Origin of the sequence: Amycolatopsis sp. NBC_00355, assembly GCF_036104975.1 — a bacterium.
Classification (GTDB): domain Bacteria; phylum Actinomycetota; class Actinomycetes; order Mycobacteriales; family Pseudonocardiaceae; genus Amycolatopsis.
The window spans coordinates 2374046-2388102 of the sequence record NZ_CP107982.1; the positions used below are offsets into that span (position 1 = coordinate 2374046).

General features: G+C 71.8%; 13 protein-coding genes. 6 read left to right on the forward strand and 7 right to left on the reverse strand.

All coding sequences use genetic code 11. The features are described from left to right. Window positions 1-49: 49 nt before the first annotated feature. Both OHS18_RS09540 and OHS18_RS09545 read right to left on the reverse strand, forming a co-directional pair. Complete coding sequence (locus tag OHS18_RS09540) at window positions 50-955, reverse strand: ATP-binding cassette domain-containing protein (protein ID WP_328616697.1); 906 nt, start codon at window positions 953-955, stop codon at window positions 50-52. Then, window positions 952-1200 carry a PLD nuclease N-terminal domain-containing protein gene (locus OHS18_RS09545; protein WP_328616698.1) on the reverse strand — a complete coding sequence of 83 codons (249 nt, stop codon included), beginning with the start codon at window positions 1198-1200 and terminating at the stop codon, window positions 952-954. Before OHS18_RS09545 ends, OHS18_RS09540 begins: the two co-directional genes overlap by 4 nt. Window positions 1201-1448: 248 nt before the next feature. Here OHS18_RS09545 and OHS18_RS09550 point away from each other — a divergent pair, with 248 nt between their 5' ends. From OHS18_RS09550 to OHS18_RS09560, 3 genes are all read left to right on the forward strand, one after another. Beyond that, window positions 1449-2024: a snapalysin family zinc-dependent metalloprotease gene (locus tag OHS18_RS09550; RefSeq protein WP_328453879.1), complete on the forward strand. Its 576-nt coding sequence runs from the start codon at window positions 1449-1451 to the stop codon at window positions 2022-2024. A gap of 81 nt (window positions 2025-2105) precedes the next feature. Then, window positions 2106-3533, forward strand: a complete 1428-nt coding sequence (gene zwf, locus OHS18_RS09555) for a glucose-6-phosphate dehydrogenase (RefSeq protein WP_328616699.1) — start codon at window positions 2106-2108, stop codon at window positions 3531-3533. After that, on the forward strand, window positions 3530-5356 hold the full coding sequence (locus tag OHS18_RS09560) for a glycoside hydrolase family 15 protein (protein ID WP_328616700.1): 1827 nt from the start codon (window positions 3530-3532) through the stop codon (window positions 5354-5356). Before zwf ends, OHS18_RS09560 begins: the two co-directional genes overlap by 4 nt. A 40-nt stretch (window positions 5357-5396) precedes the next feature. On the opposite strand, the gene OHS18_RS09565 is transcribed toward OHS18_RS09560, so the two are convergent. Genes OHS18_RS09565 through OHS18_RS09585 form a run of 5 tightly spaced genes read right to left on the reverse strand, consistent with a single transcriptional unit; the run spans window position 5397 to window position 11296 of the window. Then, entirely contained in the window at window positions 5397-5786 is a 390-nt protein-coding gene (locus tag OHS18_RS09565) for a hypothetical protein (RefSeq protein ID WP_328453873.1), read from the reverse strand. A 20-nt stretch (window positions 5787-5806) separates the two neighbouring features. Continuing rightward, window positions 5807-9076, reverse strand: coding sequence for a WXG100 family type VII secretion target (locus OHS18_RS09570; protein ID WP_328616701.1), 3270 nt, complete (start codon window positions 9074-9076; stop codon window positions 5807-5809). Beyond that, entirely contained in the window at window positions 9076-9390 is a 315-nt protein-coding gene (locus tag OHS18_RS09575) for a hypothetical protein (protein ID WP_328453869.1), read from the reverse strand. The genes OHS18_RS09570 and OHS18_RS09575 overlap by 1 nt, the downstream gene beginning before the upstream one ends. Then, entirely contained in the window at window positions 9391-9654 is a 264-nt protein-coding gene (locus OHS18_RS09580) for an acyl carrier protein (protein ID WP_328453867.1), read from the reverse strand. It lies immediately after the preceding gene. Continuing rightward, window positions 9647-11296 (reverse strand): fatty acyl-AMP ligase, encoded by a 1650-nt coding sequence (locus OHS18_RS09585; RefSeq protein WP_328616702.1) that lies wholly within the window; start codon window positions 11294-11296, stop codon window positions 9647-9649. The genes OHS18_RS09580 and OHS18_RS09585 overlap by 8 nt, the downstream gene beginning before the upstream one ends. A 24-nt stretch (window positions 11297-11320) precedes the next feature. Here OHS18_RS09585 and OHS18_RS09590 point away from each other — a divergent pair, with 24 nt between their 5' ends. From OHS18_RS09590 to OHS18_RS09600, 3 genes are all read left to right on the forward strand, one after another. Continuing rightward, window positions 11321-12253 carry a carbon-nitrogen hydrolase family protein gene (locus OHS18_RS09590; RefSeq protein WP_328616703.1) on the forward strand — a complete coding sequence of 311 codons (933 nt, stop codon included), beginning with the start codon at window positions 11321-11323 and terminating at the stop codon, window positions 12251-12253. A gap of 392 nt (window positions 12254-12645) precedes the next feature. Then, window positions 12646-13437 (forward strand): choice-of-anchor P family protein, encoded by a 792-nt coding sequence (locus OHS18_RS09595; protein ID WP_328616704.1) that lies wholly within the window; start codon window positions 12646-12648, stop codon window positions 13435-13437. Between the two features lie 4 nt (window positions 13438-13441). Further along, entirely contained in the window at window positions 13442-14014 is a 573-nt protein-coding gene (locus OHS18_RS09600) for a class F sortase (protein WP_328616705.1), read from the forward strand. Window positions 14015-14057: the final 43 nt, after the last annotated feature.

Here is a 14057-nt window from a genome sequence, read left to right on the forward strand (position 1 = left end):
CGATGTGGCTTGGCGGCACTTTCACGTGAAAGTGCCGCTTCGCCGCGTCTCACGACGGCTCCCCCCGGTGCCGCACCGCGGCGGCCGTCGCGGTGAGGAAGGCGTCCTCCAGGCCACTCCGGCGGACGAACAACTCCCGCACGCCGATCCCCGCCCGCGCGGCCAGCGCGGCCACCCGCTCGGTGTCGGCGGTGTCGACCGCCAGCTCGCCCTCGGCCTCCTGCCGCACCCGCAACCCGTCGCGGGTCAGGGCGACCATCAAGGCCGGCGCGCCACCAGTGCGCACCACGACGTCGGCGTGGGCGTGCCGTGCCACGAACTCCGGCAACGGCCCGGCCGAGACCAGCCGGCCGGCACCGATCACGATCAAGTCCTCCGCCAGCAGGGACATCTCCGCCAGCAGGTGCGAGGAGGCCAGCACCGTGCGTCCCTCCCCGGCCAGGCGGCGCAGCAGGTCGCGGATCCAGCGCACACCTTCGGGATCGAGGCCGTCGGCCGGCTCGTCGAGGATCAGGTACCCGGGGTCGCCGAGCAACGCCGTCGCCAGGCCCAGCCGCTGTTTCATGCCGAGGCTGAAGCGCCCGGCGGGGCGGCCCGCGACGGACTCCAGCCCGGCCGTGGCCAGCACCTCGCGGACCCGCCGCGCGGGGAGACCGCCGCCCGCGGCGACCATCCGCAGGTGCGCGGCGGCCGTGCGGGCCGGGTGGATCGCACCCGCGTCGGTGAGCACGCCGACCGTCCGCAGCGGGTCCGGGACCCGCGCGTACGTGCGGCCGCCGAACGTCGTGCGGCCCGCGCCGCGCTCCAGGCCGAGCATGAGCCGGATCGTCGTCGACTTGCCGGCACCGTTCGGGCCCAGGAACCCGGTGACGACGCCCGGGCGCACGGTGAACGACAGGTCCTCGACGCCGGCCCCGCCGCGGTAGCGCCGCGTCAAGCCCTCCGCGACGATCATCGCCGCACCGGCTCACCCGCGTCGCGGCGGCCGAAGGCTAACCACAACAGGCTGCCCAGGAACGGCGCGCAGAACGCGAAGACGACCCACACCAGCTTCATGCCCCCGCCCAGGCGGGAGCCGAGGACGCTGAAGAGCGCGGACACGAACAGCACGACGAAGGCCAGGACGGCCGCGCCGGCCAAGCCGAGCGCGAGCCACGACCACGTCGTCGCGTGATCTCCGGCGGCGGCGAGCGGACTCATCGGGGTTCTCCTCACGGGATCTCGGCTGAGGACTCCACGATCGCCGCGCGAGCGTCCCGGCACATCGGATCTTCGGCTCGGCCGGGATAAGCGGAAAGTACTAGCCCGTGTCAACCCGCAGATAGTGTTGGGAATTCACCAATCGCGAGGCCCTACGGAAGTCGGCTCCGGCGGCATGTGTCAGCGCGGTAAATTCCCCAAGCGCGCGCAAATCCGGCAAATCCCCGTCCCCCACGAGGAGTCTTCCGATGTCCAGGAAGTTCGCCCTGACCGGCGCTGTCGCGCTCGCGATCGCCCTCACCCCGCTCGCCGCGGGCACCGCGACCGCCGCACCGGCCTCCACCCAGCAGGAAGCCGCCGTCACCACGGTGTACTACAGCACGTCGGGCGCCCCGTCGTTCCGCTCGCAGATCAACCAGGGTGCCGCGAACTGGAACAACAGCGTCACCAACGTCCGGCTGGTCGAGCGGTCGTCCGGCGCGAGCCTGCGCTACGTCGAGGGCAACGACCCCCGTGGCTCGTACGCCCAGACCAACGGCCACGGCAGCGGCACCATCTTCATCGACTACGCCCAGGCCCAGCAGTACTACCCGGTCCGGATCACCGCGCACGAGACCGGCCACGCCCTCGGCCTGCCGGACCACTACTCGGGCCCGTGCTCCGAGCTGATGTCCGGTGGCGGTCCCGGCACGTCGTGCCGGGTCGCGGTCCCGAACTCGACCGAACGCTCCCGGGTCAACTCCCTGTGGGCCAACGGCTTCGGCGCGCAGAGCAACGCGCCCGAGCAGCGGATCTACGAGGACGGCACGGTCCTGACCTTCTGACCGGCCCCGGCACCACCGACGGCCCCCGGGAACACCTTCCCGGGGGCCGCTCGGCGCGTTCGGCGTGCGGGACCGGCGCGCATGATCAACGATCGAGACGTGAAGACCCCGCCGCCCCACGTGCTCGTCCTGTTCGGCGCCACCGGTGACCTGGCGCGCCGGAAGCTGTTCCCCGGGCTGTTCCGCCTCTACACCGCGAAGATGCTGCCCGACGGGTTCGCGATCGTCGGGTCCGGGCGGCACTCGCCGGGCACCGACGACGAGTTCCGCGACCGCATCGGCGACGCCCTGCGCGACACCCTCGGGGACGACTTCGACGACGCCGCCTGGCGCGAGTTCGCCCGGCGCCTGTCCTTCCGCGTCTCTTCCGCCGACGACGGCGCCGAGCTCGCCCAGCACGTCCGTGACCAGCGTGAAAGCCTCGGCGACGAGGCCCGGACCCTGCTCTACCTCTCGGTCCCGCCCGGCGCGATGACCGGGATGGCCGGCATGCTCGGCGAGACCGGCCTGGCCGACGGCGCCCGCCTGGTGCTCGAGAAGCCGTTCGGCAGCGACCTGGCGTCGTCGCGCGAGCTCAACGCCGCCCTGCACGAGGTGTTCGCCGAGGAGCAGATCTTCCGGATCGACCACTTCCTCGGCAAGGAGGCGGTGCAGAACATCCTCGTGTTCCGCTTCGCCAACGGCCTGGTCGAGTCGCTCTGGAACCACGACCACATCGCCTACGTCCAGATCGACATCCCCGAGGAGATCGGCATCGAAGGCCGCGCCGCCTTCATGGAGTCGACCGGGACCTTCCGCGACATGGTCTCCACGCACCTGCTGCAGGTGCTCGGCTTCCTCGCGATGGAACCGCCGCCGGAGATCAGCGCCGAGTGGCTGCGCGCCGAGAAGCACAAGCTCTACCGCAGCCTCCGGCCGCTCGACCCGGGGAACGTCGTGTTCGGCCAGTACGAGGGTTACCGCGACGAAGAAGGCGTAGACGACGGCTCGGACGTCGAGACGTTCGTCGCGCTGGAGGCCCGGATCGACAACTGGCGCTGGCAGGGCGTGCCGTTCTACCTGCGGACCGGCAAGGCCCTGGCCCAGACCCGGCGCACCGTGACCATCGGGCTGCAGGAGCCGCCGCTGGCGATGTTCACCGGCGAAGACGACCTCGGCGGCGGCAACGAGCTCGTCTTCGAGCTCACCGAGCAGCCGCAGCTGACGCTGGAGCTGCGCGCGAAGCGGCCCGGCGCGGACCTGGAGGTCGGCAAGGCCGCGCTGACCCTCGACGTCGCCGGCATCTTCGACGGCGTCGAGCCACTGGAGGCCTACCAGAAGCTGCTGCTCGACGTCATGCGCGGCGACCACACGCTGTTCAGCAGCGCCGCGGAGATCGAACGGCTCTGGCAGGTCTGCGAACCCGTCCTGCAGGCGCCGCCGAAGACCCGGCCCTACGCGAAGGGGTCGTGGGGTCCCGAAGCGGCACTGCGCCTGCCCGGCGAACGCGGCTGGCGGGTACCCGAGTGACCTACCTCCCGATCGCCGAGCACGGCCTGGTCGGCGACCTGCGCACGGCCGCCCTCGTCGGCACCGACGGCCGGGTGAGCTGGTTCTGCGCGCCGCGGTTCGATTCGCCGAGCGTGTTCGGGGCGCTGGTGGACGCCGAGCGCGGCGGCGACTGGGAGCTGGCGCCGGTGTGCGAAGTCACCGCGCGCCACCAGTTCTACTTCCCGGACACGAACATCCTCATCACCCGGTTCCTCACCGAGGACGGCATCGTCGAGCTGCAGGACTTCATGCCGATCCTGCGCCCGCACGACGACGGGCACCGGCAGCGGCTGGTGCGGCGCGTGGTGAACATCCGCGGCGAGGTCCGGATGCGCACCCGGGTGCGGCCGTGCTTCGACTACGGCCGCGACGTCCCGGAAGTGTCCGAGAAGGACGGACGCATCTCCTTCCAGGGCAAGGAGATGCGCGTCTGCCTCGACTCGTCGGTCACCCTGGACACCGGCGACGGCGCGGCCACGGCCGCGTTCGACGTCACCGCCGGCGACACCGAACTGTTCGTGCTGGAGGTGCTCGACGACGTGAACGGCGCTGTCGACCACCCCGCCGCCGACGCGGCCGAGGCCCAGGACCTGTTCGACGCGACCGTCGGGTTCTGGCGCGACTGGCTGTCCCGCTCGTCCTACACCGGCCGGTGGCGCGAGATGGTGCACCGCTCGGCGTTGACGCTGAAGCTGCTCACCCACGAGCCGAGCGGCGCGATCGTCGCCGCGCCCACCCTCGGCCTGCCGGAGCGGATCGGCGGGGAACGCAACTGGGACTACCGGCACGTCTGGCTGCGCGACGCCGGGTTCTCGCTGTACGCGTTGCTGCGCCTGGGTTTCACCGACGAGGCCGAGGCGTTCGTCGGCTGGCTGACCGACCGCGTGTCCGACGACCGCGACGGCGACCTCGGCCCGCTGCGCGTGATGTACTCCATCGACGGCGACGCCGACCTCACCGAACACGAGCTGGACCACCTCGAGGGCTATCGCGGCTCCCGCCCGGTCCGGCTCGGCAACGGCGCGGCCGAGCAGCTGCAGCTGGACGTCTACGGCGAGGTCATCGACTCGATCTACCTGTTCGACAAGTACGGCAAGGGCATCTCGCACGCCAGCTGGGCGAGCCTGTGCACGATGCTCGGCTGGCTGCTCGACCACTGGGACCAGCCCGACCACGGCATCTGGGAAACCCGCTCGGGGCAACGGAACCACACGTTCTCCCGGCTGATGAGCTGGGTCGCGGTGGAGCGGATGGTCCGGGTGGCGCGCCGCCGCGGCCTGCCCGCCGACCTCACGCGCTGGACGTCGGTCCGCGACGAGATCTACGGGCAGATCCAGGAGCACGGCTGGAACGACGAGATCGGCGCGTTCGTCCAGCACTGCGAGCCCGGGGGCGAGCCCGGCACCGCGCTCGACGCGTCGCTGCTGCTGATGCCGATGGTGAAGTTCTGCTCCCCCACCGACCCGCGGTTCCTGTCCACTGTGGAACGCATCGGGGACGAACTGGTGCTGGACAGCCTGGTGTTCCGGTACAACCCGGAGGAAGCGCCCGACGGCCTCGACGGCTCGGAGGGCACGTTCTCGCTGTGCTCGTTCTGGTGGGTGGAGGCCCTCACCCGCGCCGGCCGCACCGACGACGCGCGGCTGGCGCTGGAGAAGATGTTCACCTACGCCAACCACGTCGGGCTCTACGCCGAGCAGATCGGCCTGACCGGGGAACAGCTGGGCAACTTCCCGCAGGCGTTCACCCACCTGTCCCTGATCAGCGCGGCCCTGAACCTGGACCGCGCCCTCGACACCTAGCCGGCCGGGTCAGCCGCGCCGGCCGCCGGCGGGGCCGGGGTCACCAGGGGTTGTTGGAGAAACCGTCGTCGTCGTCGATGTCGGCTCGGTGACGACGGCCGCGGCGTGGCTCCGCCGGGGCCGACGGCGGCGCCGGGGTGGGCGCGAACGGCGACGCCGCGCCCGCGCCCGGCTCCCCCGCGAAACCCTCCGGCTCGAAGCTCTGCGGGGCACCGGCGTCGCGGACGCCCCAGCCGGACTTCGTCTTGCGGTTGGCCATCTCCCGCACGTGCTGGACGTACCTCTCGGCCGCCTGCACCTGCTTGGTCATGTACTCCTGGGACTTGGCCTTGATCTCCTCGCCCTGCTGCTCGCGCAGGGAGCGGCGCTCGGCCTGTTCGCGGACGAGGCCGTCCAAGCCGGCCTTCATGCCCGCCATGTCGTCGCTCATGCGTCCTCCTCAGCCCGCGCTCACCACCGGCGGGGGGCCGGTGGCTCCTCGTCGTCCAGGGATCCGACGATCCGGCCGGTGGGTTCGGCCATCGGCTCGAAGACGGCGCCCTCGATCCGGTACGCCCGGTTCGAGCGCTCCTGGTCGCCGCCGCCTTGGCCACCGCCACCCATGCCGCCCATCGGCATGCCGCCACCCATCGACTGGCCGGCCTGGCCGTTCGCGCCGACCGCGGCCGCCGAGGCGAACGCGGGCGCCGCCGTCTGCTGCTGGCCGGCCCCCACCCCGCTGTGGACCCCCTCGGACAGCGACGGCGACTCGCCGAGCGAGCCCGTCACCGCGCCGGCGCCGCCCGTGTCGAGGCCGGCCGCGGACAGCGCGTGCGCGCCACCCCCGCCGCCGCCGGACGCGCCGATCCCGTCGAGGGTGCCGCTGTGCTTCGGCAGGTCGCCGGGTTTCGCGTCGGGGGTGTCGCCGAGGGCGTGCGAGGCCGTGTCGCCCTTGGTCTCGCCCCTGAGCGCGTCGTCGAGGTGCTTTTTGGTGTCGTCGTCCAGGCCGCCGGGCGACGTGTCGTCCTCGCCCAGGGTGTAGGTAGTCGGCTTGCCGGTGCCGTCGTCGACGGTCACGACCGTCGGGCCGTCCGCGCCGTCGGGCCGCTCGGCGGTGATCTTGAGGTCGCCGTCCTGGATGTGGATCTTGCCGTCCGCGCCCGGGTGGTAGACGCCGTCGGCGTCCGGCTTCCCCGGGTCGTCCGAGCCGGCGACGCCGAGGTCGGTCTTGGCGGCGTCGCCGTCGGGCCAGTCGAGCTTGAAGTCCTTCGCCGGGCCGTCGCCTTCGCCGACCTTGATGTCCATCTTGCCGTCGGAGTCCGGCTCGGTCATCTCGAAGGTCTTGTCACCCTGCTTGACCTTGAGGTGGTCGAGATTCTCGTCGCCGTCGGGCTTGCCGTCGCCGTCCAGGTCGGCCTTGCCGTCCTTGCCGGTGTCGGACTTGCCGTCGTCGAGCAGGCCGTCGCCGTCCTGGTCGGTCTTGATGCCGTCGCCGCCGAGCTTGTCCAGCGCGTCGGACGCCTGCTTCTTGGCGTCCTCCGCGGCCTTCTCGGCGGCCGCCTTGCCGTCCGCCGCGGGGTCCGAGCCGGACCCGGAATCCGAGCCGGAGCCCGATCCCGAGTCACTGCCGCTGCCCGAGCCGCCGAGGCCGCCCGCACCGTCACCGGAATCGGTCTTGATGCCCTCACCACTGAACTGGCTCAACGCGTCGGCGGCCTTCTTCTTAGCCGCTTCCGCCGCCGCGGCGGCCGCGTCCTGACCGCCGCCGGCGCCCGAGCCGGAGCCGGTCCCCGACGGCGAGGTGTCGTCCCCACCGAGCCCACTGCCACTGCCGCTACCACCGCCACTGCCCGAGCCGCCGAGGCCACCCGCACCGTCACCGGAGTCGGTCTTGATGCCCTCACCACTGAACTGGCTCAGCGCGTCGGCGGCCTTCTTCTTGGCGGCTTCCGCCGCCGCGGCCGCGGCGGCTTGACCGTCCGAAGAAGACGGAGGCGGCGTCGAGGACGGCGACGTGTCGTCGCCACCGCCCGAGCCCCCGCCACCGGACATGTCGGGGATGGACGGCACCGGGCCGCCACCACCGGCACCCGAACCCGAACCGGAGCCGCCACCCGAGCCGGAGCCGGAGCCGGACCCGCCGGAGATGTCCGGGATCGGCGGCACCGAACCGCCGCCGCCGGAGCCCGAACCGCCGGAGCCGGAGCCGGAGCCACTGCCGGAAGCCCCGGACGGTGTGTCGAAGTCCGGGATCGGCGGCACGTTTCCGCCGCCACCCGAACCCGAGCCGCCGGAACCCGAACCGCTGCCCGAGCCGGACCCGCCGGAACCCGAGCCGCTGCCCGAACCGGACCCACCGGAACCCGAGCCGGAGCCGCCGGACCCCGAGCCGCCGGCGCCCGAACCGGCACCGCCGCCCGAACCGCCGCCGTAGCCGCCGCCCGAACCCGAGCCGCTGCCGGAACCGCCGCCGTAGCCCCCGTTGCCCGAACCCGAGCCACCGGAACCCGAGCCGCCACCGGACCCGCCGGTGCCCGAACCCGAGCCGGAGCCCGAGCCGCCGGGCATGCTCACGCCCTCGAACTCGTTCTTGACCTTGCCCATGACCTTGTCGAGCGCGTCGTAGGCCTGGTCGACGAGGTCCTTCGTGTCCTTGCAGGTCTTGGCGAAGCCCTGGTAGAGCCGGTCCCACATGTCGGGGTTGAACTGGTTCTGGATCCACTGCTTGGCCAGGTCCTGGCCGTGCTTCTTGATCTCGTCGCCGTCGCAGCAGCCCTGGTCGTTGAGCGTCTTGACCAGGTTGGTGCCGAAGTTGGCATCCATCCAGCCCGCGATCTGGGCCAGGTCCTTCTCGTTGCCGTGCTCGCCGCTGGCGACCGCGATGACCTTCTGCGCCATCGTGTAGTCGGCCTTGCCGACCACGTCGGTGTACATCCCGATGACCGCGTCGGCCTTGCCCTTGCACAGCTGGAAGACCGTGGTCGCGGTGCTGAGCGTCGCCTCGCCCGCGTTGCCGAGGGTCTGGGACAGCTTGTTCGCCTTGGGCAGGATCTTGTCGTTGTAGGTGTCCGACGACGCGTCGGCACCGGCGCCGGTCCAGCTCTGGTACAGGCTGGACAGCTCGGTGCCGGTGTTCTCCACCGTCTTGTCCACCGTGGTCGAGCCGGTCTTGAAGTGGGCGGCGTCCTCGACGAAGTTCTGGAAGCTGATGCCGCGCTGCTCGTCGAACGGCTTCCGGATGTCCTTGTCCAGGTCGAGCGCGCGGGTGTTGCCACGGCAGTCGTCCGGGACCTTCGCCAGCAGCGACCCGAACGTCTCGAACAGCTTGAGCGCGGGCGCGGCGGCGTCGAAGATCTCGTCGGACGTCTTCGTGCCGGTGCCGGCCCCGCCACCGGACTCGTCCGCGGCCGGGGGCTTGGTGTCGTCGAGCTTCTTCTTGCCGTCGTCGACGGCCTTCTTCTCCTGGTCCTCGTTGTAGCTCGCCTGGTCGCCGGCCTTCTTCGCCGTGTCGTAGGCCTCGTCGAGCGGGACGCCGGAGAAGAGCGGGTTCGCGTTGTAGGCGGTGGCGAGCTTCTCGGCTTCCTGCCGCTTCGCCTTGATGTCGTCCGGTTCCTGATCGGCCAGGAACGGCGGGGGCGGCGGGTTCTCCCGCATCCAGCTGCTGATCAGCACGGTCTTCGTCTGGGCGGGCACGCTCGGGTCGTCGAGCACCGCCTTGACCTCGGTCCAGGTCTTGGCCATTACAGGTCAGCCCCCGCGGTGTTGATCGCGCCCGACTGGTTTTCCTCGTTCGCGCCGTAGCTGCTGCCGGCGGTGCCGAGGTTCGTGCCGAACGAGCCCAGCGTGCTGCTGTACCCGCTGACCGCGGCCCACAGCGCCGTCACCCCGGCGGTGTACTTCGCCGCGTGCTCGCCGTGGGCCTGGCCGAAGCCGGCCGCGTCGACCGGCGTGCTCGACAGGTCCGGGTTGTCGTCCAGCAGCTGTTCCGACAGCTGGCCGATGTTCTTCGACGCCGACGACAACGCATCGGTCGTCGCGGTGTACCCCCCGCTCATTCAGAGCCTCTCGTCAGATCCGCCGGTCACGCCCGCGAGCGCTTCCGTGAGCACTTCGGCCACCGAACCCACGTCGGTGAACCGGTCGAGCTGGTCCAGGTCGATCGTCACCCGGAAGTAGACCTCCAGCGCCGCCAGCAGCTTGATCCGGCCTTTGGAGTCGATGCCCAGCTCCTCGAGAGGAGCGTCGGGCTCGACGCCGGCCGGGTCCAGCATGAAGGTCTCGCTGACGACCTTCGTGACCTCGGCGCGGTGATCACCCACGGAAGTCACCATAACGCGCCTTGGCGGCCGACCGGGCGACCTTGCCACTGGAAGTGCGCGGAAGTCCGCCGGAAGGGACCAGACGTACCGAACGCAGCGTGAGGTCGTGTTCGCGCGACACGGCGCGCAGCACCGCCCTGGTGACTTCCCGGACATCCGCTTGGACATCTGCGCCCTCGGTGTCACGCGCCCACTCGGCCACCACCACCGCGCCCTCGCCGTCTGCGTCGGCCACGCCGAACGCGGCGACGCGGTCCCGGCGGACGGCCGGGTGTGCTTCTCCCGCGGCGGCCTCGATGTCCTGCGGGTGGAAGTTGCGGCCGTCGATGACGATGAGGTCCTTGATCCGGCCGGTGACGTAGAGGTCGCCGCGGTGCACGACCCCGAGGTCGCCGGTGCGCAGCCAGCCGCGCAGGCCGTCGAGGGTGGCGCCGAACGCGCCGGCGTCACCGCGGCCCCAGTAGCCGGTCGCCACGTTCGAGCCGTGGATCCAGATCTCGCCGACCTCGCCGCCGGGCTGCTCGCGGCCGTCCCGGACGACCCGCACGCGCTGCCCGACCGGACGGCCGACCGACACGAGTTCCTGGCCGCCGACCACTTCGACGGCCTTGCCCTGCGCCAGGGCGTCCCGGTCGAACACCGCGCCGCGCGGGCCTTCGGGGCCCGCGCTCGTGACGTACACGGTGGCCTCGGCCAGACCGTAGGACGGGCAGTGGGCGCCGGGGCGGAACCCGCGCGGCCCGAACACCTCCTGGAACCGCCGGACCGTGCGCGGCCGGACGGGTTCGCTGCCGTTGAGGGCGACCCGCACGCCGGAGAGGTCGAGGTCGTCGCCGGCCTCGGCCGCCGCGTCGGCCGCGAGGTCGAAGGCGAAGTTCGGGGCGGCGGTGAACACCGCCGGGTAGTCGTGCAGCTGCCGCAGCCACCGCTGCGGCCGGTGCACGAACTCGGCCGGGGCCATGAACACCGAGCGCCCACCGGCGAAGACGGGCAGGCACAGCAGCTGGATCAGGCCCATGTCGTGGAAGAACGGGATCCAGCCGGCGCAGGTCGTGCCCTCGTCGACGGCGTAGGCGCGGCTGCCCTGCCAGCAGGCCGCGACGATCGCGCGGTGCGGGATCACGGCGCCGGCCGGTTCCCGCGTCGAGCCCGAGGTGTATTGGAGGTACGCCGGGGTTTCCGCCGTCACCGGCACCGGATCGACGCCCGGGCCGGAGACTTCGTCGACCACGACGAGGTGGTCGAATTCGCCGGCTTCGCGCACCCGGGCCGCCGCGGCCGAAGACGTCAGCCAGACGCGCGCGCCGCAGTCGGCCAGCACGCCGGTGAGCCGGTCGCGCTGGCCGCGGCTCGACGGCGCCATCAGCGGCACCGCGACCAGGCCGGCGGCGAGCGCGGCGAAGAACGCGAGCGGATAGTTCAGGTCCTGCCCGGCGAGGATCGCGACGCGTTCCCCCGGCTCGGCGACCCGGCCCAGCTCCCCCGCGACCACGCGCACCCGCGCAGTGAACTCGGCCCACGTCAGCGTGTGCTCGGCGCCGGCGCCGTGGTCCTGGTGCGTGAACAGCGGGCGCTCGTCGGCCGCACGCGCGAAGAGGCACTCGACGATCGAGGTGCGCAGCACCTCTTCGGGCACGTTCACCGGCGGCTCGGGCGGACGGGACGCATGGGGGCAACTTACCGCGCGCCGCCCGCGCTCCAGGCTCGGGTGGTGGCGCGGACGTTCCGCTTGGCGGTGGCCCAGAGCGAAATAGTCGAAGATCCTTCCGACGTGGCCGCTCTCCGCGCGTCGGGTGCCCGGCTGCGCGAGCTGATGGCCGAGGCCCGGGACGCGGGCGCCCGGCTGGTGCAGTTCCCCGAAGGGGCCATCACCTACCCGCACAAGCGGGTGATGCCGGTGCACGGCCCGGACCGCGTCGGCCCGGCCGACTGGACGCGCGCGGCGTGGCCGGTGCTGCGCGCGGAGGCCGAGGCGATCGCCGAGCCGGCCGGGCGCCTCGGAATCTGGGTCGCGTTCGGTTCGATCCACCCGCTGAGCGACGGCAACCGGCCACACAACAGCCTTTACGTCGTATCGGACACCGGAAACCCGGTCGGCAGGTACGACAAGAGGTTCCTGTCGAACACCGAGGTGCGGTACCTGTACTCGCCGGGCACCGAGCCGCTGGTCTTCGAGATCGACGGCTTCCGGTTCGGGTGCGCCCTGTGCATCGAGGTCAACTTCCCCGAGCTGTTCGCCGAGTACGAGCACCTCGAGGTCGACTGCGTCCTGGTGTCGGTGATGGTGGACGACGCGGCCCGGGCGACGGTCGCCCAGGCGTACGGGACGCTGTACAGCTACTGGCTCGGCTACCCGGTGCCCGCGCAGTTCGCGGCCACCGTGCCCGCCGGTGTCGTCGCGCCGGGCGGCCGGTGGATCGCGCGGGCACCTTCGCGCGCGGAACCCGCGCCGGCCATCGCGGACCTCGAGCTGTCGGATCCTGACGTCGCCACGGCGGTCCAGCTGGCGCGACCTTGGCGTCGCACCGCGCGAGCCGGGCTGTACGACGACCACTTCGTCCACGGAGACCCGCGAAGTGACGACCGCGGCACCTTTTGACCGGCCACACACTGCTCTAGCCGTCCGCAGGACGACGGCATCGAACGCGTCGAATGCCGTGGCGGTCACATCACTCCCCGTGTTCGCCGCGCCCCGGCCGAGTAATCACTCGGACGTGTCACAAAGGCCGGTGAACCCCCTCGAATGCCGCAATGGACGCTACTCGGTGTCGATCATCGGCAAAATACCCTGCGCCGAAGTGGCCACTTCGAGTTGTTTGTTTTCCGGAAGATCACGTTTTGCGAACGCGGGTAACCACCGCGGAACTCGAGCCCCTTGGCAGCAAGCGCGATTTTGATAGCGTGGCCGAGCTTTCCTCCGCGGACCGAGTCACGCTCGGCCCGCCGTCGCCGCACGTTTTCGCGGCCCATTTTTTTGAAAGGACCTCGTACATGCGCACAACCATGCTCCGAGCCGGGAGCCTGGCCGGCCTGACCGCCGTCGTCCTGGCGACCGGAGCCACCGGCGCCACCGGTGCGCCGGCCGAGGACGCGGGGGTGACCGGCTCCGCGTTCGGCGCGTCCGCCGCGGTCTCCCTGCTCCCCGGCGTGCTCAAGGATCTGGCCGGTGGCAAGGGGATCACCGTCGAGACCGGCAAGCTGGCGCCGTCGAGCAGCACCGGACCGACCTCGGCGAACGTGGCCGACGCCCCGCTGAAGGGGCTCGTCACCGCGAAGGCGATCTCCAGCTCCGTCGTCTCCGACACCACTTCGGTCGCGAGCAAGGCGAGCATCGTCGAGGCGACGCTGCCCGTGCTGGCCGCGGTCGCCGGCCGGGTGCCGTCGGCGCGGGTGATCAGCGCCCGCTGCGCGTCGGCCGACGGCAAGGTCGTCGGCAGCAGCGACCTGGCCGGGGTCAACCTCGGCCGGCTCGGCACGATCCCCGCGGAGGCCGCGCCCAACACCCGCCTCGGCATCCCCGGCGTGGTCGAGGTGATCGTCAACGAGCAGAACCAGCGCTACGACGGCGGCCTCGACGTCACCGCGCTGCACGTCAAGCTCCTCGGCGGCGACGTCACCGGCGCGCTCGGCAGCGGGGACGTCAAGCTCGCGTCCGTGTCCTGCGGCCCGGCGAAGGAACTCGCGCCGCAGGCCCCGCCGCGGCCGCAGAACCCGGGCCAGGTCACCGTCGTGCCCGCCGGTGCCCCGCAGACCGGCGACGGCAGCTTCGCGACCGAGGGCTGAGCCGATGCGCCGCGCACTTCTCTTCGTCCTCACCGCGCTGCTGCTCGCCGGGTGCGGCGCCACGACGCCGACCGCGGCCGGGAACCCGGCGCCCGCGCCCGCCGCGGCCGCCCCCGCCGGGCTGACGCGGTCCCTGCCCACCGCGATCGACGTCCCCGCCATCGACGCGCAGTCGTCGCTGGTGTCGCTCGGGCTCAACGCCGACAAGACCGTCGAGGTCCCGCCGGTCGACCAGCCGCTGCAGGCCGGCTGGTACGAGTACGGGCCGACACCCGGCGAGGTCGGCCCGGCGGTCATCCTCGGCCACATCGACGGCGACCACCGGAAGGGCATCTTCTGGCGGCTGCACGAGATGAAGGCCGGCGACCAGGTGCACGTCGACCGCGCCGACGGCGGCAAGCTCACGTTCACCGTGGCGAAGGTCGACCAGATCGCGAAGAAGGAGTTCCCGACCGAAGCCGTGTACGGGAACACGAACGAGCCGGAACTGCGGCTGATCACCTGTGGTGGCAAGTACGACGCGGCGAGCCGCAACTACCTCGACAACGTGATCGTCTACGCGAAACTGGTGAAGTAGCCCTCCGGTCGTGAGTGTTCAGGGCGGTTAGAACCGCCCTGAA

What these genes read in the sequence shown, in the direction of transcription:
- OHS18_RS09600 (WP_328616705.1), top strand. Translation starts at nt 13,442, where the DNA reads ATGCGCCGCGCACTTCTCTTCGTCCTCACCGCGCTGCTGCTCGCCGGG.
- OHS18_RS09545 (WP_328616698.1), bottom strand. Translation starts at nt 1,200, where the DNA reads ATGAGTCCGCTCGCCGCCGCCGGAGATCACGCGACGACGTGGTCGTGG.
- OHS18_RS09575 (WP_328453869.1), bottom strand. Translation starts at nt 9,390, where the DNA reads ATGAGCGGGGGGTACACCGCGACGACCGATGCGTTGTCGTCGGCGTCG.
- OHS18_RS09595 (WP_328616704.1), top strand. Translation starts at nt 12,646, where the DNA reads ATGCGCACAACCATGCTCCGAGCCGGGAGCCTGGCCGGCCTGACCGCC.
- OHS18_RS09565 (WP_328453873.1), bottom strand. Translation starts at nt 5,786, where the DNA reads ATGAGCGACGACATGGCGGGCATGAAGGCCGGCTTGGACGGCCTCGTC.
- OHS18_RS09590 (WP_328616703.1), top strand. Translation starts at nt 11,321, where the DNA reads ATGGGGGCAACTTACCGCGCGCCGCCCGCGCTCCAGGCTCGGGTGGTG.
- OHS18_RS09540 (WP_328616697.1), bottom strand. Translation starts at nt 955, where the DNA reads ATGATCGTCGCGGAGGGCTTGACGCGGCGCTACCGCGGCGGGGCCGGC.
- OHS18_RS09570 (WP_328616701.1), bottom strand. Translation starts at nt 9,076, where the DNA reads ATGGCCAAGACCTGGACCGAGGTCAAGGCGGTGCTCGACGACCCGAGC.
- OHS18_RS09550 (WP_328453879.1), top strand. Translation starts at nt 1,449, where the DNA reads ATGTCCAGGAAGTTCGCCCTGACCGGCGCTGTCGCGCTCGCGATCGCC.
- zwf (WP_328616699.1), top strand. Translation starts at nt 2,106, where the DNA reads ATGATCAACGATCGAGACGTGAAGACCCCGCCGCCCCACGTGCTCGTC.